Genomic DNA, 20,729 nt, shown 5'->3' with positions numbered 1-20,729 from the left:
GATGCCACCCATGAAAAAGGCCGCCTCGCGGCGGCCTTCGCGAATCGCCCCGGCGCTCAGCCCTTGGACGCGACCTGCGCCATGGCCTCCGGTCGCTTTGCACCGGCAAAGCGCTTGGCCCAGTAGCCGCTGTTCAGGCTGGAAATCTCCACCGATTTGCCGGTGGTGGGGGAATGAATGAAACGACCATTCGAAATGTAGATGCCGACATGCGAAATGCGCCGCTTGCCGTGGGTACGGAAAAACACCAGGTCGCCCGGCTTCATGTCGGCCCGCTTGACCTTGAGGCCCGCCAGGAACTGCGCAGCCGAATTGGTGGGCAATTGCATGCCGACCGCATGGGCAAACACATAGCGGACGAAACCGCTGCAATCGAACCCGGTGGACGGGTCATGGCCACCACGAACGTAGCGGGTATCGCGCAGCTTCATTGCCAGGGCGATCAATGCCTTGCGCAGGTCGGTAATGTTTCCGTCAGCAGTGGGCGGCGCTTCGGCATCGCTGCCGGCTTGCTCTTCATTGGTTGCCGCCACTGCAACAACTGCCGACGCCGGCTTGTCGGCGTGTGCAACCAACATGCCGTAGGAGGTGGCGGGCGGGGTCAGACCAAACAGCGGACGCAGATTCAGCTGCGGCGGCATTATCGTGGCGGCTACGGCGGAAGACGCTTCGAGAACCGTACCTGCATTCGCATGCGCATGCGCATGAACCTTGCTGTGCGCGACTGTCTTGCCGTGGTGGCCGGTTCTGCCGTGATGAACACGAGCCTTGGCCTGCGAGTGATGCGCACGGTGCAGCTTGGGCGTAGCGGTCTTCGCTTGCAGCGAACCGGATAAAAACAATACCGAGACGAGTGCGGCAACAACGGTCAATCGCTTTGGGGCCATGCGGGAGAAATCCCTTGTAGTTCACAGGATTGGCCGCCTGCGGAGCTGACGACGTTACGATCCAGTGAACTTAACAAGAAGACGGCATGCATATGTTGGATCGAGGTTAACTGGACCCTGTCGTTTTGAAAACAGCGACCTGGCGCACACTTCATCCAACCTTTTGAATTATATGAATATTCCCTTGAAGTCGCAACGATCCGGGTTGCCCGGGACGGCGCAGCGGACTTATTGGCGGTTCATGGGGGCGCGGCGGCCAAAAATGGCCGTGCCGATGCGCACCTCGGTCGCTCCAGCGGCGACAGCAAGCGGGAAATCCCCACTCATGCCCATGGAAAGCCTAGACAAATCATGACCTTGCTCCATTGAGCGATCACGTAATTCACGCAAAAGGTCGAAGCAGCGCCGCACCTCGGCGGGTTCACCGGTATGGGTTGCCATGGTCATCAGGCCGCGAACCCGCAAACTGTGGTGGTTGCGCAACGCGCCAAGGAACACACCCAACTGCTCCGGAGGCAGTCCGGACTTGGCCGCCTCGGACGAGGTCTTGACCTGTACCAGCACGTCGATCGCGCGGCATTCCTGTTGCAATCGCCGATCCAGCGCATCGGCCAGTTCCAGCCGATCCAGCGACTGCACCTCGGCGGCCAGGCGCGCCACGTCCCTGACCTTGTTGGTCTGCAGGTGGCCGATCACGACCCAGTCGATGGCGCAATCCGCCAGCGCCTCCGATTTTTCCCGAATTTCCTGCACCCTGTTCTCGCCGAAGCGGCGCAACCCCAACCCCACGGCGGCCCGGACCAGCTCCGGCCCGAAGGTCTTGCTGACCGGCAGGATGTCCACCGAGGCCGGGTCGCGCCCGGCCTCGCGGCAGGCATCATCGACGCGCCGACGGATCAGCGCCCAGTTGGCAGCCAGATAAGCGGTGTCCGTTGTCATGCCCGGTCAGCTTTACCCACCTTGTTGATGGTGCCGCGCCACGACTTCGGCCACTACCATGCTGACCTTCTTGCCGGTGGGGATGTGCAGGAATTCATTCGGGCCGTGCGCATTGGAATGCGGACCGAGGACGCCGGTGATCAGGAACTGTGCCTTCGGGAATTTTTCGCCCAGCATGCCCATGAACGGGATGCTGCCGCCCTCGCCCATGTAGGTGGCCGGTGCGCCGAAATAATGCTGCGAAGCGTCGCTGACCGCCTGCTCCAGCCACGGCGAGAGTGCCGGCGCGTTCCAGCCGCTGCCGTCCTTTTCCAGGGTGAAGCTGACCTTGGCGCCGTACGGTGGATCCTTCTCCAGCAACTGCTTGACGAACTCGCCGGCCTTCGCACCGCTCAGCGTGGGCGGCACGCGCAGGCTGAGCTTCACCGAGGTGAACGGGCGCAGCACGTTGCCGGCGCTTTCCAGCGGCGGAATACCGCCGATGCCGGTTACCGCCAGTTGCGGGCGCCAGGTGCGGTTGAGCACCAGCTCGGCCAGGTCCTTGGTGACCGGCTGCATGCCGTCCACCCATGGAAACTTGTTGTAGATGTCCTCGCCCAGCACTTCGGCCGACAGCTTGGCCTGATCGATGCGCTGCTGCGGGATGTCGACGTACAGCTCCCTCGGCTTGATCGTGCCGGTTTCCGGATCCTCCAGCCGCGAGAGCAGGTCGCGCAGGATGCGGAAGCTGGACGGCACCACACCGGATGCGTCACCCGAATGCACGCCTTCTTCCAGCACCTGCACGGTGAGGTTGCCGCCGGTCATGCCCCGCAATGAAGTGGTCAGCCACAACTGGTCGTAGTTGCCGCAGCCCGAATCCAGGCACACCACCAGCGACGGGCTGCCGATGCGGTCGGCGAGGTGGTCGACGTAGAACGGCAGGTCGTAGCTGCCCGATTCCTCGCAGGCCTCGATCATCACCACGCAGCGTGCGTGCGCAATGCCCTGCTCGTGCAGCGCCAGCAGCGCGGCCAGCGAACCGAAGATCGCGTAGCCGTCGTCGGCACCGCCGCGGCCGTACAACTTGTCGCCCTTGAGCACCGGCGTCCACGGGCCGAGGCCTTCGTTCCAGCCGGTCATTTCCGGCTGCTTGTCGAGGTGGCCGTACAACATGACGGTATCGTCGCCCTGCCCCGGCACGTCGATGTAGATCAGCGGCGTGCGTCCTTCCAGCCGCACCACTTCCAGCGTGGCGCCTGGCAGTTGGGCGAGCTTGGAGCGTGCCCAGGTTTCCATGAGCTTGACCGCCGCATCCATGTAGCCGTGCGCCACCCAGTCTTTGTCGAACATCGGCGATTTGTTGGGAATACGAATGTATTCAACCAGCTGCGGCACGATCTCGTCGTCCCACAATCCGCTGACAAAGCGGGAAAGCCGGGCAGTATCCATGGTCAAACTCCGTAGGCAATCAGGCGGGCATTGTAGCAGCGCGACCTGGCGGGACCTCCGTCAGCGCCCACACGGCTTCCGGTCAGCGCCCACGCGGGCCGACGATCGTCGCGCACGCTGGCATAGACGCGCGCCCGACTGCGCGGGTGGCCGCCAGCACCGAAAGTGGGCTTGCGGCATCCCGATGCCGCGATCACCACTCAAGGAGGAAGGCCATGTTTCACAAATTCGCCGCATTCGGCTTCGCGCTGGCCCTTGCCGTGCCGGGCCTGCTGTTCGCCGCCACGCCCGTCAACATCAACCAGGCCGATGCCGCCACCATCGCCAAGTCGCTCGATGGCATCGGTCAATCCAGAGCAGAGGCCATCGTGGCTTGGCGCACGGCCCACGGCCCCTTCAAGAAAGCCGACGATCTCCGCCACGTGAAGGGCATCGGCAAGGCCACGATCGAACGTAACCGCAGCGCCATCCTGCTCGCCGATGGCGCGGCCGACACCGTCGCCAAGCCGGACATGGCCGCCAAGACCGTGCACAAGGCCGGCAAGGCGGCGGCTGAAAAGTAGCGCGACCATGGCCGGCAGCGCCATGCGGCGCGACCCATGGCGGGTCGCGCCGCATGCGCTACACTCGCGCGCCCATCCTGCCGCCGTGCCGCCATGATCCTGCCGCGTTACCACATCGCCGCGTCCGCCATCAGCGGTGCGGGCAAGGGTCTGTTCCTCGATGAAACCGTGGCTGCCGGGCGCGTCATCACCGCACCCGATGGCATCGATCGGACCTTCCGGCATGCCGATATCATCGCCGCGCCGGAACTCGCCGCCCAGTTCCACGCCAGCGCCCGCTGGTTCGAGGACCGCTACACGCTGTCGCCGGACTGGCCCGACGAGTGCTATATCAACCACAGCTTCGCGCCGAACGGGTTGTGGCACCTGGGCTTCGTGTTTGCGCTAGCCGAATTGCCCGCTGGCACCGAAGTTACAGTGGACTACCGGCACCTGCTCCCGCCCGGACAGGCCGAGGATTTTGTCGATTCGGTCACAGGTGAGACAATCATCGGCCTGTCCTGGCAAGAGAGCCTTGCCAGCAGTACGCGCGCCCTGGTCGAACTGCTGGCTGCTACCGATCGCTGATTGTGATGTTTGATATCCCGACTTTCGAAACGGCGCGCCTGCGCCTGACTGCGCTGACCGAACAGCACTTCAACGACTACGCCGCGATGCTGGCCGACCCGGAGAGCACGCGCTGGGTCGGGGACGGCCAACCGCTGGATCGCACCAATGCCTGGCGTTCGTTGGCCATGTTGCTCGGCCACTGGCAGTTGCGCGGCTACGGCATGTGGGCGCTGGAGCTGAAAAGCAGTGGCGAGTTCATCGGTCGCGCCGGCCTGATGTATCCCGACGGCTGGCCGGACCTGGAAATGGGCTGGATGTTGAAGCCGGAGCACCGCCACCATGGCTATGCCACCGAAGCGGGCAATGCCGTGCTCGAGTTTGCCTGGCATCAGTTGCGCGTACCGCGAGTGATCAGCCTGGTACGGATCGGCAACGAGGCTTCCGACCGGGTTGCCGAACGCCTCGGTGGCGAACACATCGAAGACATGGATTTCTACGGCACCGACAGCCACGTGTTTGCCTATTACCCACCGCACCGCGCGCATCGCCGCGCCTACGCCTGAATCCGCGGCACCTACGCCTGAACCGCACTGCTGGACGTTGGCCCCTCAGCGGTCGTCACGCGTCCAGATGACACCGTCTTCCTCGCGCACCGGGAAGCTGGCGATCGGCTCGTAGGCTGGCGGTTTCGTCACGGCACCGGTGCGCAGGTCGAAGCGCGCGCCGTGGCGCGGGCATTCGACCTCGAAACCGAACACCTCGCCACCGGCCAGGTCGCCGCCGTCATGCGTGCAGGTGTCCTCGACCGCGTAGAGCGCGCCGTCGATGTTGTAGACCGCGATCGGCGTGTCGCCATCCCACACCACCTTGTATTCGCCCGGCAGGAATTCGCTGCGCGTGCCGACCTTGACCCAGCCGTTCATGCCGCGGCCCCGCTGAATTCCTTCAGCATCACCTCGAAGCGCAGATCGTCGCGACGCGGGATGCCGAAGCGCTCGTCACCGTACGGAAACGGCTGGTATTCGCCGGTGCGGCGATAGCCGCGACGTTCGTACCAGGCGATCAGCTCGGTACGCTGTTCGATCACGGTCATGCGCATCGCGCCGCATTGCCACCGTTCGCGCGCGATCCGTTCGGCTTCGGCCAACACCGTCTTGCCGAGGCCCCCACCCTGCAACTCGGGGTCGACCGCGAACATGCCGAAATAGCCCGAACCACCCTGCCGCTCCACATGTGCACTGGCAACCAGCCTTCCGGTGCTTTCGGCCAGCAGCACGCAGCTGTCGGGACGATCCACCAACTCGGCAACCGAGGTGGCGTCGGTGCGACGGCCATCCAGCAATGCCGACTCGGTGGTCCAGCCGCGCCGGCCCGATTCGCCACGATAGGCCGACTCGACCAGCGCCACGATGGCGGGGATGTCCTTGGCGACAGCCAGGCGAAAAGCAACACGGGAAGGTTCGTTCATGCCGCGATGATAATGCCCTCGCCGCAAGCCTTGCCATGATCTGCAGCAGCCGCCAGCGGCACCCGACCATGACCTTCGACACTGTCTGCAGCAAGCGCTGCCTGCCTACGGTGGAGGTTCCATCGGCCAGCATTCGCACGCCACAGCGTGCCAGGGAAACATCCATGAAACACCGCCTCATGAAACCGCTGGCGTTCGCCGTCGGCATTGCCCTGTTCGCCGGCACCGCTGCCGCGTCCACTGCATTCAATGTGCAGCAACTCGACGGCAAGATCGGTCCCTGCACGGACTTCAATGGCTTCGTCAATGCGAAATGGGTGGCGGCCAATCCGATCCCCGACGACCGCACCCGCTGGGGCTCGTTCGACCTGCTGCGCGAGGACAGCCTCAAGGTGCAGCACAAGATCGTCGAGAACGCGGCCAGCCATGCCGCCACCGCGAAGCCCGGATCGATCGAGCAGAAAATCGGCTACCTGTACGCCTCCGGCATGGACGAGGCGAGCATCGACAAGGCCGGCTTCGATCCGATCAAGCCGCAGCTCGCACGCATCGACGGGCTGAAGAATCGCGCCGACGTGGTCGGCTATATCCGCGACAGTTACGCCGCTGGCGAACCGGTACTGTTCCGCTTCGGTGGCAACGCCGACTTCAAGGATTCCAACCGCGAAATCGCCTACGCCGGCCAGGGCGGGCTCGGCCTGCCGACCGTCGACTATTACAGCAAGCCCGATTACGCGAAGATCCGCACCGCCTACGTGGCGCATATCGCCAAGCTGCTCGAACTGACAGGCACCGGCACCGCGGACGCGCAACGACAGGCCAAGTCGGTGCTGGCGTTCGAGACGCGCCTCGCTGCCGCCTCGTTGCCGCCGGTGCAGATGCGCAAACCGGAAAACCGTTATAACTACGTCAGCATCGCCGACGCCGACAAGGTGACGCCGAGCTTCGACTGGGCCGCGTTCTTCAAGGCCCAGGGAGCCGATGTGAAGAACGGCTTCTCGCTCTCGCAGCCGCGATTCTTCGCCGAGGTCGAAAAGATGCTCGGCGACGTGCCACTGGCCGAGTGGCAGGCGTATTTGCGCTACCACGCGATCGACCATGCCGCACCGTACCTGTCCGCGCCGTTCCAGCACGAGGACTTCGCGTTCAACGAGCAGACGCTGAACGGCCAGAAGAAGATGAAGGAACGCTGGAAGCGCGTGCTGGAAACCACCAATAGCGGCATGGGCATGGCACTGGGTCAGCTGTACGTCGCCGACAATTTCTCGCCCGTCTCCAGACAGCGCGCCGAGGAACTGGTCAACAACCTGCGCGCCGCCTACAAGACGCGCATCGAGAACCTTCCGTGGATGAGCGATGCAACCAAGCAGAAGGCGCTGCAGAAATGGGCTACCTTCGTGCCGAAGATCGGCTATCCCGACAAGTGGCGCGACTGGTCCGGCCTCGACCTGACCGCGGACAACTACTACGCCAACGTACAGGCGGCGGAAAAATTCAACTACGACTACCGCGTCGCCAAGATCGGCAAGCCGGTCGACCGCGACGAATGGGGCATGACGCCGCAGACGGTGAACGCCTATTACAGCCCGCAGAAAAACGAGATCGTGTTTCCGGCGGCGATCCTGCAGCCGCCGTTCTTCGACGCCAAGGCGGATGACGCAATCAACTACGGTGGCATCGGCGCGGTGATCGGCCACGAGATGGGCCACGGCTACGACGACCAGGGCAGCAAGTTCGACGCCCACGGCAACAACGTCAATTGGTGGACCGACGCCGACCGCAAGGCGTTCGAGGCGCGCACGGCAAAACTCGCCGCGCAATTCGACGCCTACGAACCGCTGCCCGGCAAGCACGTCAACGGCCAGCTCACCATGGGCGAGAACATCGGCGATCTCGGCGGCCTCAACGCGGCCTACACCGCACTGCAGATGGCGCTGACGAAGAACCCCGCCGAGGCGAACCGCAAGATCGACGGCTATACCCAGGACCAGCGCTTCTTCCTCAACTGGGCACGCGTGTGGCGCGGCAACATCCGCCCCAAGGCTCAGATCACCCTGCTCAACACCGATCCGCACGCACCGGCGAAATTCCGCGCGATCGGCGCACCGTCGAACATGCCGGAATTCGCCAACGCATTTCAGTGCAAGAGCGGCGACGCGATGGTGCGCGACGGCGAGAAGCAGGTGAAGATCTGGTAAGCGTAAAGCTTGTTGATGCGGCGGGATGCACGTTCATCGTTCGCTGATGCAGAGCCAGTGACCCCGAAGGGTTTTCACGGGAACGTGCATTCAGGGGTCACCAAAAAAAGCCGCGGCCATCAAGTCGCGGCTTTTCGGTCCGGATCTGTCGTGTCTAAAAATGTCTGCTGCTCTGCCGGTCAGGCCAATGGCATCCGGCCTGCCTCGTACACCTTCATGTGCGCGTAGACCAGCGCCAGCAGCGAGTGCCCGTCGTGCGGCTGGCCGGCACGCGCCAGCATGTCGCCGATCACGTGATCGGCCTCGATCGCGTAGCCGTGCTGCAGATCGCGCAGCATCGACGCGGTCAGGCTCGAGCCGGCGGCGGTCAACGCTTCGCGTGCGCGCTGCATGGTGGCGTCGCCCGGCGCATGGCCTGCACGCTCGGCGACCGCCCGGCATTCTTCGAGCAGGGCAAGCGCCGCTGCGCTGCCGCCGGGCGCAGCGGCAATGGCACCCACCGAGCCCCGCATCAGGCAGGTGATGCCGGCCAGCGAGGCCAGGAATACCCACTTGTCCCACATGTCCTGCAGCACCGTGCTGCTGGGACGCGCATCGAAACCGGCACCGGAAAGACTCTGCGTGACCTGCTGCATGCGCTGCGACATGCTGCCGTCGCGCTCGCCGAAGGTAAGGCCATGCAACTGATTGAGATGGTGCACGGCACCGTGCTCGTCCAGCGTGGCAGCGATCACGCACTGCCCGCCGAGTACATGTCCGGCACCGAAGCGTTCGTCCAGAAGATCCAGCTGGCGCATGCCGTTGAGCAGCGGCAGGATTGCCGTCTGCGGTCCCACCGCCGGCGCGATGTCCGCCATCGCCTGCTCCAGGCCGTACGCCTTGCAACTCAGCAGGACAAGGTCGTACGGCTCGTGCAGGTCACTCGCCAGCACGGTCGGTGGCGACGGCATGCCGGCATCGCCGGTGACGCTGTGGATCGACAGGCCATGCTGCGCCAGTTGTGCTGCACGTCTCGCGCGCACCAGAAACGTCACGTCGCGCCCGTGCTGCAACAGGCGACCGCCGAAATAGCCACCGGTGGCACCGGCACCGACTACCAGGATGCGCATGACTCAAACTCCCGTGGTGGTATCGCCCGACGACTGGTGCATGCGTCCGATCAGCATGTCCTTCTCGTTCCACAGCGCGTTCACCCGCGCCTGGAAACGTTCGCGAAACATCGCGTCCTGTTCGTAGTCGCCGCGCCACTCGCCGCCGATCGGCAGCTCGCGCACGTGCACGCGGATATCGCGCACGCGTCCCGCGATCAGATCCATCATGGTGCATGGCCCGTTGGGATAGACGATGGCGACGTCGAGGATCGCGTGCAACGCGTCGCCCATCGCGTCGAGCACGAAAGCCAACCCGCCGGCTTTTGGCCGCAACAGGTAGCGATACGGTGAGGATTGCGCGTCATGCTTGGCCGGCGTGAAGCGCGTGCCCTCGACGAAGTTCATCACCGACACCGGCATGTGGCGGAATTTCTCGCAGGCGCGCCGAGTGGCTTGCCTGTCCTTGCCTTGGAGCTCGGGATGCCTAGCCAGCGTCTCGCGGGAGTAGCGCTTCATGAACGGGAAATCCAGCGCCCACCACGCGGCCCCCAGCAGCGGTACCCAGATCAGCTCCTGCTTGAGAAAGAAGCGCAGGAACGGGATGCGTCGATTGAAGATTTTCTGCAGCACCGGGATGTCCACCCAGCTCTGGTGATTGCACAGCACCAGATAATTGCCATCGCGGCGCAGGTCGGCAAGCCCTTCGACCTGCCAGCGCGTATGGGTGAAACCGTCGAATAATCCATTGTTGACCGCGATCCAGCTTTCCGCGACGGCGACCAGCGCGCGCGAACAGGCAAGACGGGTCGCAGGCATCGGCAACAGCAGCTTGCACAAGGTCAACGCAAAAAGTGCCAGCACATGCAGGACAGTGTTGAGTGCAAGCAGCAGCATTGCCAACGGCATGCGGATAAAGCCGGGAAGCAAGGCAAACATCGAAAGCCAGAACAGCGAAGAAGGTCCAAGAATAGCCGTTCGGTCGGCCCATTGCAGCGGACGTCGACCCGGCGATTTCAGCCATCCGGTTTCGCGTAGTAGAAATCAGCGACGGCCGCCGCAAGCAGCGGGCTACGGAGGCTTCATTGCCTGTTCTGGACAGCATTCGTGCGACAGCCGTTTGCCACCAAGTGGCCTCAAGAGTTTTTCTTCGACGCCGATAAATTGACAAGGGAGATACGGTTCAGATTCAAGCAACAAACCGGCCTCCCGTGCACCCGAAGAAAATGAGATGTCCATCACATTTTCTTCGGTTCGAAATATTCCTGAGCCCGCAACTCGCGTTTTAGCCCATTTCTTGCTTCTGAATTTTCTTGCATATGGTTTCAAAGCGGTCTGGAACACGATTAGGCTTTCCGTACGCTACGACACGTTATTCGACAATTCCTTCAACCATGCTGCATTTCGTAGTTGATCCGCCACCGAAATGGCGGTCATATTACTTACAGGGGAAAACAAACATGCATTCCAACACCCGCTTTACGCGTTCCGCCATGGTCGCGGCCATGATTGTGGCATTCGCCGCTCTGGGTGGCACGGCCACCGCGGCTACCACCGACACCATGACGGTCTCCGCCAATGTCGTTGCAAGCTGCAGCATTGCGGTCACCGGGGCTCTCGATTTCGGCGCCTACGATCCTCAGTCAGCCACTGATGCAACCGGTACCGGCACGGTCGCCACCACCTGCACGGCAGGTACCCCCTCGGTCAAAATTGCACTCGACCAGGGACTGAACCCCACGGGCACCAGCACCGGCGTGGCACCGGAACGTCAAATGGACAACGCCGGAACTAAATTGGCTTATTTCCTGTACCAGGACGCGGGTAATACCACTGTCTGGGGAGATACCACTGCAAGCTACACCGCACCCGCTCCGGCCACCGGCGGCGCGGACTCGGTCACGGTCTACGGTGTCCTGACTGCTTTGCAAACAACTGCCATTGCAGGTGCTTACACCGACACGGTGACGGCGACAGTATCCTTCTGACATCAAAAGATAAAAACAGATGTGCAACCAACGTTCAACACGCCGGGCCCTTTGTGGCCTGGTGTTTTTTCTGGCGGCGGCGACGGTGGCGACAGCTTCGGCGGGTTCGTTCCAGGTCAGTCCCGTCAATCCGACGCTATCCAGCCTTCGACCGGTCAGCGCCCTTACCGTGCGCAACACGGGCGCGGATCCCACCGTGATCCAGTTGGAAGCCATGGTCTGGTCACAGCCGAACGGCATTGACACCTTTGCGCCCGCGCCGGACATCCTGGCAACCCCTCCCATTTTCACCCTGCCGGCGGGCGGTACCCAAGTCATTCGCGTGGGCTCGCGGCGCCCGCCCGATGCGCACGCGGAACGTTCGTACCGCCTGTTTCTTCGCGAGATCCCGCCACCACCCCGGCCTGGTTTCAAGGGGTTGCGCTTGGCCCTGCGGATCAGCCTGCCTTTGTTCATCCAACCCAACGCCGCGGCGGTGCCCCGGTTGGAATGGCAAGCGGCGGTCTCGGAAAAGGGACATATCCGCATTCGAGCGACTAATCGGGGCCTGGCCCATGCACGCCTGAGCGCATTCAAACTAACCACCGGAATAAATGCCGAGCCGTTGCATATGTCCGGCGGAACCGTGTACGTGCTGCCTGGGGCCTCGCATGATTGGGTCGTGGATACGAATGTCGCCAGCGGAACGCATCTGCGCCTCACCGCCGAAGCTGAAACAGGCGTAATCCAGACCGATCTGGTTGTGGCCGGACGGTAGCTGGAGGTGATCCAGATGCCGCCATGGCACTCCGAACGGGTGCGATCCGCGCCCGGCGGAAGATGACGCGTTCGGGGTCCACCGCCGCCACACCAGTCTCCCGGCGTGCCGGCCCGCGTGCCGACCTCCGTCGTCCGTTCAAACCCGCGCACAAGACCGGCTCCACCATCGCCTGCCTTGCCGTGCTGCTGGCGATCATGCCCGACACGTCGAAAGCGGCGGTCGAGGTACGGGCCGTGCGTGTGGGCCTGGATGCGGAACACACCCGGCTGGTGCTGGAATCGGACAAGCCGATCCACGCCCGGATGGGGCATGACGCACGTACCGGCACGCTGGTCGTCGATCTCGATGATGTCGCCATGGACCCGACCCTCGCCGGGCTGGGCCGGGCGGTCGGCGCGAACAATCCCTTCATCACGGGCGTCAGGATGTCCCCAACAAGCAGTGGCACTCGGATGGAGTTGACGTCGCCGGCGAGCATCATGCCGCGGATCTTCAACCTGCGCTCCGGCGATGGCCATGCCGATCGCCTGGTCATGGATTTCTACCGAGCCCCGCTGGAACCAGCGAAGGGGAATACCCCCGCGCACCAAACAGCCCTCGCACCTGCCATGGGACCGGATCCGTCCGAAGCGGCGGCGGTGCTGCCGGTACCGGATGCCGTGCACGTGATCGCAGTCCAGGCTGCCTTGGTACCGGACCGCGTCCGGCTGGTGCTGGAGTCGGACCGCCCCATCCAGGCCCGCGTCATCCACCCGACCGAGCCTGATGGAGTACTCGCCCTCGATCTGGGGGACGTAGCCCTGGATGCAGTGCTGCTGGGCCTGTCGGACAAAATCAAGCGCAATCCGTTTCTGACATCCATCCGCTTCCGTCGTGATGCTGCCGTCACGCAAATGGATCTGACAGCACCGGCCGCCATCGCACTGCAGATTTTCCATCTTGCGCCGGTCGCGGGTCACGCCGATCGGTTGGTCGTGGACATCGTTCCGACCGTGTCCTTGCCGAAGCAGCCACTGGATACGCCGTCCGCCCCAGCGGATACGACCTCAAATACGGCGGTGGCGACGCCAGCGCCGGTCCCGCCCGCACCGGTCGCGCCAGCATCGCGGGATACGAGCGATGCGCTGATCGAAGCCTGGTTCGAGGTGCATGTGAATGGCACGCCCGAGGACACCGTACTGGTGCTGCAGGATGCCACCGGCAAGGTGCTGGTCCGTGCCGCCGATCTCGAACGCTGGCGCATCCATGCCACCGGCGTCGCCGGAGTGCCCCATGGTACGGACGATTACCTTCCGCTGTCGGCGATCGCAGGACTGACCTATCGCATCGACCCGTCACACGGCACGCTGCTGCTGGACGTACCGGCAAACGAGTTCACGGCGACCCGATTCAGCGGCGTTTCGCGCGCCGGAGACCAACCGACGCCTTCGCCGCCGGGCGCCTTCGTCAATTACGACATCTTCGGCGTACGCGGCACGCACGGATCGTCGCACGCCAGCGCTCTCGTGGAGGCGGGCGTGTTCGGCGGTTGGGGTACCGGCTCGAGCACGTTCCTGGCGCGCCATCAGGATGGCAGCAATCGGGCGTTGCGGCTGGACACCACGTGGACCCACGACCGCCCGGCGGACATGGCCAGCCTGCGGTTTGGCGACGTGATCAGCGCGCCCAGCAGTTGGGGCCGCGGTGTGCGTTTCGGCGGCGTGCAGTGGGGCACCAACTTCGCGACCCAGCCGGGTTTCATCAGCTTTCCCCTGCCCACGCTGGGCGGCGTCGCAGCGGAACCGTCGACCGTGGACTTCTACGTGAACAACGTCTTGCGACTGCGGCGCGAGGTTCCGAGCGGGCCCTTTGCCGTGCAGGATCTGCCCATCGTCACCGGCCAGGGCGACATCCGCATGGTGGTGCGCGATCTGCTTGGCCGCGAACAAGTGGTGACGCAGCCGTTCTACGCCAGCGGCGGCCTGCTGGCGCCGGGGCTGCGCGACTATTCCTACGAACTGGGTTTAGCACGCGAAAATTATGGCCTGGCCAGCAACGACTATGGACGGCTGGTCGCCGCCGTGACCGAGCGGCACGGCTTTTCCGACAACTTTACCGGCGAACTGCACGTGGAGGGCACGCGCCGGCAGCAGACCCTTGGCATCGGGAGCACCGTACTGCTGGGCAATGCGGGCGTGCTGACAGCTTCATTTGCCGGCAGCCACGATGCCACCGGCACGGGAGCGCTGGCGGAACTCGGCATCCAGCATCAATCGCGCTACTTCAGCTACGGCGCCCGCACACAGCTGACCACCGACGGCTTCGTCCAACTGGGCTACTCGCCATCGACACGCCCACCGCGACAAACCTCCAGCGCATTCATGAGCTTGAATGTCGGTCGCTTCGGGTCGCTGGGCCTGAATTACACGCATCAGGATTTTCGCGGCCAGGAAGACGTCGAACTGGTGGGCGTCAACTACAGCCGTTCGATCGGCTGGCTGGGATACGTCTCGCTTTCCGCACTGCAGTTTCTCGGTGACGCCGCGGCGCCGCTGTTCTCCATGAACCTCACCGTGCCGCTCGGCACGGTCGACAGCGCCAGCTTCAGCGGTCAAGCCCGCGCCGGTGACATGCACGGCACCGTGCAGTATCAGCATGGCCTGCCGGTGGGTACCGGCGTGGGCTATCGCCTGCAAACAGGACTTGCCGCGAACGATCCCCGCCAGGCCGATCTCAGCCTGCAGAACGATGTGGGCACCTATACCTTGGGCGTGGCGTCGGGCCCGGATGGACAGGCATATCAAGCCTCCGTCCGCGGCGGGGTTGCGCTGCTGAGCGGCAAGGTATTCCCCAGCCGCCACATCGACGGCAGCTTTGCGGTCGTCCAGGTGCCGGGTTTTGCCAAGGTGCGCGTCTATGCCGACAACCAGCAGATCGGCATGACCGACAGCGACGGTTATGCGCTGGTGCCGCGGCTGCGCCCCTACCAGAAGAACCCGATCCGCATCGAACAGGCCGACCTGCCGATGGACGCGCAAATCGAAGGGCTGCAACTCGATGCGGTACCGTACTATCACAGTGCGCTGGCGCTGACCTTCCCCGTCACGCGTTCGCGCGGCGCGATCGTGGTCATCAAGCTCGATGGCGGCAGTTATCTGCCGGCCGGCGCCGAAGTGACCGTCGACACTCATGCGGAGGCTTTCCCGGTTGGCCTGCGCGGCGAGGTCTACCTGACTGGGCTGGGCGAAACCAGCCGACTGCACGCCACCTGGAACGGAAAGAGCTGCGACATGACGATAGGCTTCCCCACAACTACCGACCCGCTGCCTCGCCTGGGGCCGGTCACCTGCCATGGCATTGCTCCATGAACCGCCCACCGCGCAGACCGATTGCAGGCCACCCTGCGCGTCAGAAGCTGGCATGTCTGCTGGTCGCGATGGGGATGCTGGCCATGGCACCGCTTCAGGCAGCAACCTGCACCCTCAGCGTCCAGGCGCTGGATTTCGGCAACTACGATTTTCAAAGCAGCATTGATCTAGACAGCGTCGGCCATGTCATCGTGACTTGCGATGTGAGCAGCAGCTTCACGATCGCGCTGAGCCCCGGGGGTGGAACCTTCGCCGCACGTACCATGCAGAACGGCGCCTACCGGCTGAACTACAACCTCTATACCGACGCCACGCAAACCATGGTCTGGGGCGATGGCAGCGGCGGAAGCACGGTGGTGGGCGGCAGTGGCACGCAGGTGGACCAGACCGTATACGGGAAGGCACCCGCCGGGCAGAATCCGCACATCGGCATCTACAGCGACGCGATCACGGTGACGCTGACGTTCTGATCGATGTCCACGATGATGCGATACGTTCGGGGTGATGCGGCGGCGCGGCCGCTCATCTTTCCTCGGCGCACGCAAGAACAGCATGCCTTGAGCATTTTTGCGCGAAGCGTCACGCCGGGAGATCCTCCATGGCGAGAGGTCGTCCGTCACATCAACAGCTTGCGCACCTTCAACAACGCGACGATGAACTCGTCGACTTCCTCGCGCGTGTTGTAGAACGCCAGCGAGACGCGCAGCGTGGCCGGCACGCCGTAGAATTGCATCAGCGGATGCGCGCAGTGATGGCCTGAGCGTACGGCCACGCCCTGCAGATCGAGCAGGGTCGCCATGTCGGTGGCCTGGGCGCCTTCCAGAAGGAACGAGATCACTGGCTCCTTCTGCGCCGCCTCACCGAAGATCCGAAGACCAGGGATCTCGTGCAACCGTTCGGTGGCGTAGCGCAGCAGTTGCTGCTCCCATGCATGGATCGCGGCAAAACCGACCGACTCGTAGTAGTCGATCGCCGCCGCCAGGCCGACGAAGCCGGCGATGTTCGGCGTGCCGGCCTCGAACTTGTGCGGCGGCGCGGCGAAGGTGGTGCCGCTGAAGCGCACTTCGCGGATCATCTCGCCGCCACCGAAGAACGGCGGCATCGCCTCCAGATGTTCGCGCTTCGCCCACAGCGCGCCGGTGCCGGTGGGGCCGAGCATCTTGTGGCCGGTGATCGCGTAGAAATCGCAACCCAGCGCCTGCACGTCGACTGGCCGGTGCGGCACCGCCTGCGAGCCGTCGACCAGCAACGGGATACCGCGCTTTCTGCATTCCTTCGCGATCTCGCGCACCGGGTTGACCGTGCCCAGCACGTTGGAAACGTGGGTGACGCAGGCCAGTTTCACCTCGGGCGTCAGCAACTCGATGTACTTCTCGACGATCAACTCGCCGCGCTCGTCGATAGGCGCGGCCTTGACCGTCGCACCGCTGCGCGCGGCAACCAGCTGCCACGGCACGATGTTGGCGTGGTGCTCCATCACCGTGGTGAGGATGCTGTCGCCGGGCTTCAATTGCGGCAGCGCGTAGCTGTAGGCGACCAGGTTGATCGCCTGGGTGGTGCCGGAAGTGAGGATCACCTCGTTGCGCGACGGCGCATTGATGAAGCGCGCCAGCTTGTCGCGCGCCCCCTCGTAGGCGGCCGTGGCCTCTTCGCCGAGCTGATGCACCGCACGAGCCACGTTCGCGTTGTGCCGACGGTAATGCGCGTTCACCGCATCGATCACCGACTCCGGCTTCTGGCTGGTGTTGGCATTGTCGAAATACACCAGCGGCTTGTCGTGCACGGTGCGCGCCAGCAGCGGGAAATCCGCGCGGATGCGCTGCACATCGAAGACGGTGGGGGTGCTGGTTTGTGCGTTCATCTTCGACGTTTCCGGTTCAGTGCCGCACAGATCAGGCGGGCAATTGCGCGATCAGCAAGCCCGACAGGTGTTCACGCAACGCCTTGTTCGGCAGATCGTCCAGCACCGCGCGGCAGAACGCGGCGGTCAGCAAGGCTCGCGCCTCGGCCAGCGGGATGCCGCGCGAGCGCAGGTAGAACAGCGAACGTTCGTCGAGCTGGCCGACGGTGGCACCGTGCGCAGCCTGCACCTCGTCGGCGTAGATCTCCAGCTCGGGCTTGGTGTCGATCTCGGCACTCGGCGACAACAGCAGGTTCTTGTTGCTGAGGTTGGCGTCGCTGCCGTCGGCACCCGGAGCCACCACGATCGCACCGCGGAATACGCCGCGCGCGCGGTCGTTGGCGACGCCACGCCAGTGCGAGGTGGAGGTCGTGTTCAGCGCCTGGTGGCGGATCGCCAGCTGGGTATCGATGTGCTGGCGACCGTGCGGCATGAACACGCCGCGGGTATGCAGTTGCGCGTCATCGCCGATCAGTTCGGCGCGCAGGTCGTGCCGCACCAGTGCGCCACCGAGTTCCAGCACATGCAGCGTGGCTTGTGCACGCGCATGCAGCCGCAGGCTGTTGCGGCGGAACAGGTTGGCGCCGATGCCCGCGTCCTGCAGCACGACGTGATGCAGTTGCGCGCCCTCGCGCACGTCGATGTCGCTGACCAGGGTGGCCAGTTGCGTCGGTTGGCCACTACTGGCGTGCTGCTCCACCAGGCAGAGCTCGGCGCCCGCGCCAAGCTCGATCACGTTGCGCGCATGCCAGGCCAGCTCGGCTTCGGCACCGACAAAAACAAGTTGCACCGGCAGCTCGATTTTCGTGTGGGCGGCGACCCGCAATACCACGCCATCGCTGGCGCTGGCGGCATTGATCTGCGCGAAGGCATCGCCGACATCGCGGTAATGCCGCGACAATGCGAAACGCAGCGGTTCGGCATCGCCAAGCAGGGCCTGCGAAAGCGGCTGCAACGAAAGCCCCGCAGGCAGCTCGTCCAGGCTGGACAGGTCGGCTCGGAATGCGCCATTGACGAAAACCAGCCGCACGCCGGCCACGCCGGGCAGTGCCAGCGTCGATGCATCCACCGCACGCGTCTGCGCCGCAGCATCGCCACTGCCAAAGCTGCGCTGGGCCAGCCCGCGCAGCGCCGTGTACTTCCACGCTTCCACCCGCGTGTCGGGCAGACCGCCGGCGGCAAACGCCGCGCGGTTTTCCCGCCGCGCCGCATCCAGCCAGCCAAGGCCGCTGGCCGGCAGCGGGGCGTCCAGCAGCGAGGCGACCAACGGCAAGGATGCCGGCTGGTTCATGCCACGGCTCCGGCGGGATGACTTGCACCGATGCCTGCGTAACCGTGTTCCTCCAGCTTCAGCGCCAGCGACTTGTCGCCGCTCTCGACGATGCGGCCGTCGGCCAGCACGTGCACGAAATCCGGCACCACGTAATCGAGCAGGCGCTGGTAGTGGGTGATCATCAGGAACGCGCGCTGCGGCGAGCGCAGCGTGTTGACGCCCTGCGCCACCTGCTTCAGCGCATCGATGTCCAGGCCCGAATCGGTCTCGTCGAGGATCGCCAGTTGCGGCTCCAGCACGGCCATCTGGAAGATCTCGTTGCGCTTCTTCTCGCCGCCGGAAAAACCCTCGTTGACGGCACGATGCAGCAGCTCATCGGAGATCTGCATCACCTTCAGCTTCTCGCGTACCAGTTTGAGGAACTGCATGGAATCGAGTTCCTTCTCGCCACGCACCTTGCGCTGCGCGTTCAAGGCCGCGCGCAGGAAATAGGTGTTGTTGACGCCGGGAATCTCCACCGGGTACTGGAACGCCAGGAACACGCCGGCGGCCGCGCGCGCCTCGGGTGCCAACGTCAGCAGGTCGATGCCGTTGTAGGTCACCGTGCCGGCTGTCACTTCATAGCCTTCGCGGCCTGACAGCACATTGCCCAACGTGGACTTGCCCGCGCCGTTGGGCCCCATGATCGCGTGTACCTCACCCGCGTTCACTTCGAGGCTGAGCCCCTTGAGGATTTCCTTGCCCTCGACGCGGGCGTGGAGGTTTTCGATTTTCAGCATGGTTTCAACTCGACACGATCTGTAGGAGCGCACCTCGTGCGCGATGGGGTTCGCCGGGAAATGCATCGCGCACAGAGTGCGCTCCTGCATCAACCAACGGCACCTTCGAGGCTGACCTCAAGCAACTTCTTCGCCTCCACCGCGAACTCCATCGGCAGTTCGCGGAAGACCTGCTTGCAGAAACCGTCGACGATCATCGACACGGCGTCTTCCTCGGGGATGCCGCGCGCACGGCAGTAGAACATCTGGTCGTCGGAGATCTTCGAGGTGGTGGCCTCGTGCTCGACGATCGCGGTGGGATTCTTCACTTCCATGTACGGGAAGGTGTGCGCGCCGCACTTCTTGCCGATCAGCAGGCTGTCGCACTGGGTGTAGTTGCGCGCGCCCTCGGCGCCCTTCTCCATCTTCACCAGGCCGCGGTAGCTGTTGGAGCTGCGCCCGGCGCTGATGCCCTTGGAGACGATCTTCGACTTGGTGTATTTGCCGAGGTGGATCATCTTGGTGCCGGTGTCGGCCTGCTGGAAGTGATGGGTCAGCGCCACCGAGTAGAACTCGCCCACCGAGCGGTCGCCGCGCAGCACCACGGAAGGGTATTTCCAGGTGATCGCCGAGCCGGTTTCCACCTGGGTCCAGCTGATCTTGGAATCGTCGCCGCGGCAGTCGCCGCGCTTGGTGACGAAGTTGTAGATGCCGCCCACACCGTTCTCGTCGCCGGGGTACCAGTTCTGCACGGTGGAGTACTTGATCTGCGCCTTTTCCAGCGCGACCAGCTCGACCACCGCCGCATGCAGCTGGTTCTCGTCGCGCTTCGGTGCGGTGCAGCCTTCGAGGTAGGAGACGTGGGCGCCTTCCTCGGCCACGATCAGGGTGCGTTCGAACTGGCCGGTGTTCTGCGCGTTGATGCGGAAGTAGGTGGACAGCTCCATCGGGCAGCGCACGCCCTTCGGGATGAACACGAAGCTGCCGTCGGAGAACACCGCCGAGTTCAGCGCGGCGAAGAAGTTGTCGCCGGTGGGCACCACACTGCCCAGGTATTTGCGCACGATGTCCGGGTATTCGCGGATCGCCTCGCTCATCGAGCAGAACAGCACGCCGGCCTCGGCCAGCTGCTTGCGGAAGGTGGTGCCGACCGAGACCGAGTCGAATACCGCATCCACCGCCACGCCAGCCAGCGCCGCGCGCTCGTGCAGCGGAATGCCCAGTTTCTCGTAGGTTTCCAGCAGCGCCGGGTCGACTTCGTCCAGCGATTTCGGCGCAACCTTGGGTGCGGCGTAGTAGCTGATCGCCTGGTAGTCGATCGGATCGATATTGAGCTTGGCCCAGTCCGGCTTCGGCATGGTCAGCCAGTGGCGATAGGCATCGAGCCGCCACTCGGTCATCCACTCCGGTTCGTGCTTGATCGCCGAGATCGCACGGACGGTGCTCTCGTCCAGACCCGGCGGCAAGCCGGTCATCTCGATCTTGGTGATGAAGCCGGCCGAATAAGTGCGGCCGAGAGCCTCGGCCACGTCGGCGTTGTCGCGAAGCGTGGCGGCGCTGCTGCTCTGCTTGTTCATGAT

At 64.2% G+C, this 20,729-nt stretch carries 20 protein-coding genes; 8 read left to right on the top strand and 12 right to left on the bottom strand.

Features of this window, described 5'->3' with window-relative positions; translation table 11 throughout:
* Nucleotides 1-56: 56 nt before the first annotated feature.
* From CIW53_RS08630 to CIW53_RS08620, 3 genes are all read right to left on the bottom strand, one after another.
* Nucleotides 57-887 (bottom strand): C40 family peptidase, encoded by an 831-nt coding sequence (locus tag CIW53_RS08630; protein ID WP_343192218.1) that lies wholly within the window; start codon nt 885-887, stop codon nt 57-59.
* Nucleotides 888-1,115: 228 nt separating this feature from the next.
* On the bottom strand, nt 1,116-1,826 hold the full coding sequence (locus CIW53_RS08625) for a YggS family pyridoxal phosphate-dependent enzyme (RefSeq protein WP_149364313.1): 711 nt from the start codon (nt 1,824-1,826) through the stop codon (nt 1,116-1,118).
* Between the two features lie 12 nt (nt 1,827-1,838).
* Nucleotides 1,839-3,257 carry a M20 family metallopeptidase gene (locus tag CIW53_RS08620; RefSeq protein WP_149364312.1) on the bottom strand — a complete coding sequence of 473 codons (1,419 nt, stop codon included), beginning with the start codon at nt 3,255-3,257 and terminating at the stop codon, nt 1,839-1,841.
* A gap of 215 nt (nt 3,258-3,472) precedes the next feature.
* Here CIW53_RS08620 and CIW53_RS08615 point away from each other — a divergent pair, with 215 nt between their 5' ends.
* The 3 genes from CIW53_RS08615 (at nt 3,473) to CIW53_RS08605 (ending at nt 4,932) form a co-directional block, all read left to right on the top strand.
* Nucleotides 3,473-3,820: a helix-hairpin-helix domain-containing protein gene (locus CIW53_RS08615; RefSeq protein WP_149364311.1), complete on the top strand. Its 348-nt coding sequence runs from the start codon at nt 3,473-3,475 to the stop codon at nt 3,818-3,820.
* A gap of 93 nt (nt 3,821-3,913) precedes the next feature.
* Nucleotides 3,914-4,387, top strand: a complete 474-nt coding sequence (locus tag CIW53_RS08610; RefSeq protein ID WP_149364310.1) for an SET domain-containing protein — start codon at nt 3,914-3,916, stop codon at nt 4,385-4,387.
* Between the two features lie 5 nt (nt 4,388-4,392).
* A complete protein-coding gene (locus CIW53_RS08605; protein ID WP_149364309.1) occupies nt 4,393-4,932 on the top strand; it encodes a GNAT family N-acetyltransferase in 540 nt (179 codons plus the stop codon).
* Nucleotides 4,933-4,977: 45 nt separating this feature from the next.
* On the opposite strand, the gene CIW53_RS08600 is transcribed toward CIW53_RS08605, so the two are convergent.
* Nucleotides 4,978-5,292 (bottom strand): non-heme iron oxygenase ferredoxin subunit, encoded by a 315-nt coding sequence (locus tag CIW53_RS08600; protein ID WP_149364308.1) that lies wholly within the window; start codon nt 5,290-5,292, stop codon nt 4,978-4,980.
* Nucleotides 5,289-5,837: a GNAT family N-acetyltransferase gene (locus tag CIW53_RS08595; RefSeq protein WP_149364307.1), complete on the bottom strand. Its 549-nt coding sequence runs from the start codon at nt 5,835-5,837 to the stop codon at nt 5,289-5,291. The genes CIW53_RS08600 and CIW53_RS08595 overlap by 4 nt, the downstream gene beginning before the upstream one ends.
* Nucleotides 5,838-6,001: 164 nt before the next feature.
* On the opposite strand from CIW53_RS08595, the gene CIW53_RS08590 reads away from it, so the two are divergent.
* Nucleotides 6,002-8,035, top strand: coding sequence for a M13-type metalloendopeptidase (locus tag CIW53_RS08590; RefSeq protein WP_149364306.1), 2,034 nt, complete (start codon nt 6,002-6,004; stop codon nt 8,033-8,035).
* Nucleotides 8,036-8,214: 179 nt separating this feature from the next.
* Here the strand turns inward: CIW53_RS08590 and panE are convergent, their stop codons facing one another.
* The 3 genes from panE to CIW53_RS17655 form a co-directional block, all read right to left on the bottom strand.
* Nucleotides 8,215-9,144, bottom strand: coding sequence for a 2-dehydropantoate 2-reductase (gene panE, locus CIW53_RS08585; protein ID WP_149364305.1), 930 nt, complete (start codon nt 9,142-9,144; stop codon nt 8,215-8,217).
* Nucleotides 9,145-9,147: 3 nt separating this feature from the next.
* Nucleotides 9,148-10,062, bottom strand: a complete 915-nt coding sequence (locus CIW53_RS08580; RefSeq protein WP_149364304.1) for an acyltransferase — start codon at nt 10,060-10,062, stop codon at nt 9,148-9,150.
* Nucleotides 10,063-10,194: 132 nt separating this feature from the next.
* On the bottom strand, nt 10,195-10,467 hold the full coding sequence (locus CIW53_RS17655) for a hypothetical protein (protein WP_172969624.1): 273 nt from the start codon (nt 10,465-10,467) through the stop codon (nt 10,195-10,197).
* A gap of 116 nt (nt 10,468-10,583) precedes the next feature.
* On the opposite strand from CIW53_RS17655, the gene CIW53_RS08575 reads away from it, so the two are divergent.
* The 4 genes from CIW53_RS08575 to CIW53_RS08560 are packed head-to-tail and all read left to right on the top strand — an operon-like array spanning nt 10,584 to nt 15,688.
* The gene (locus CIW53_RS08575; RefSeq protein ID WP_172969623.1) at nt 10,584-11,111 is read left to right on the top strand and encodes a spore coat protein U domain-containing protein; all 528 of its coding nucleotides are present in this window, start codon (nt 10,584-10,586) and stop codon (nt 11,109-11,111) included.
* Between the two features lie 19 nt (nt 11,112-11,130).
* Nucleotides 11,131-11,868, top strand: coding sequence for a fimbria/pilus periplasmic chaperone (locus CIW53_RS08570; RefSeq protein ID WP_149364302.1), 738 nt, complete (start codon nt 11,131-11,133; stop codon nt 11,866-11,868).
* A gap of 23 nt (nt 11,869-11,891) precedes the next feature.
* Complete coding sequence (locus tag CIW53_RS08565; protein WP_149364301.1) at nt 11,892-15,218, top strand: fimbria/pilus outer membrane usher protein; 3,327 nt, start codon at nt 11,892-11,894, stop codon at nt 15,216-15,218.
* On the top strand, nt 15,215-15,688 hold the full coding sequence (locus tag CIW53_RS08560; protein ID WP_149364300.1) for a spore coat U domain-containing protein: 474 nt from the start codon (nt 15,215-15,217) through the stop codon (nt 15,686-15,688). The genes CIW53_RS08565 and CIW53_RS08560 overlap by 4 nt, the downstream gene beginning before the upstream one ends.
* 146 nt (nt 15,689-15,834) lie before the next feature.
* Here the strand turns inward: CIW53_RS08560 and CIW53_RS08555 are convergent, their stop codons facing one another.
* The 4 genes from CIW53_RS08555 to sufB form a co-directional block, all read right to left on the bottom strand.
* Complete coding sequence (locus CIW53_RS08555) at nt 15,835-17,079, bottom strand: cysteine desulfurase (RefSeq protein ID WP_149364299.1); 1,245 nt, start codon at nt 17,077-17,079, stop codon at nt 15,835-15,837.
* Nucleotides 17,080-17,110: 31 nt separating this feature from the next.
* Nucleotides 17,111-18,409 carry a Fe-S cluster assembly protein SufD gene (gene sufD / locus CIW53_RS08550; protein WP_149364298.1) on the bottom strand — a complete coding sequence of 433 codons (1,299 nt, stop codon included), beginning with the start codon at nt 18,407-18,409 and terminating at the stop codon, nt 17,111-17,113.
* A complete protein-coding gene (gene sufC / locus CIW53_RS08545; RefSeq protein ID WP_149364297.1) occupies nt 18,406-19,170 on the bottom strand; it encodes a Fe-S cluster assembly ATPase SufC in 765 nt (254 codons plus the stop codon). Before sufC ends, sufD begins: the two co-directional genes overlap by 4 nt.
* 89 nt (nt 19,171-19,259) lie before the next feature.
* On the bottom strand, nt 19,260-20,726 hold the full coding sequence (gene sufB, locus CIW53_RS08540) for a Fe-S cluster assembly protein SufB (protein WP_172969622.1): 1,467 nt from the start codon (nt 20,724-20,726) through the stop codon (nt 19,260-19,262).
* Between the last annotated feature and the right edge of the window lie 3 nt (nt 20,727-20,729).

The organism is Rhodanobacter sp. T12-5, from assembly GCF_008329435.1.
Taxonomy (GTDB): domain Bacteria; phylum Pseudomonadota; class Gammaproteobacteria; order Xanthomonadales; family Rhodanobacteraceae; genus Rhodanobacter.
Note: the sequence above shows the minus strand (reverse complement) of the source record. Positions and strands in the feature narration are given on the sequence as shown.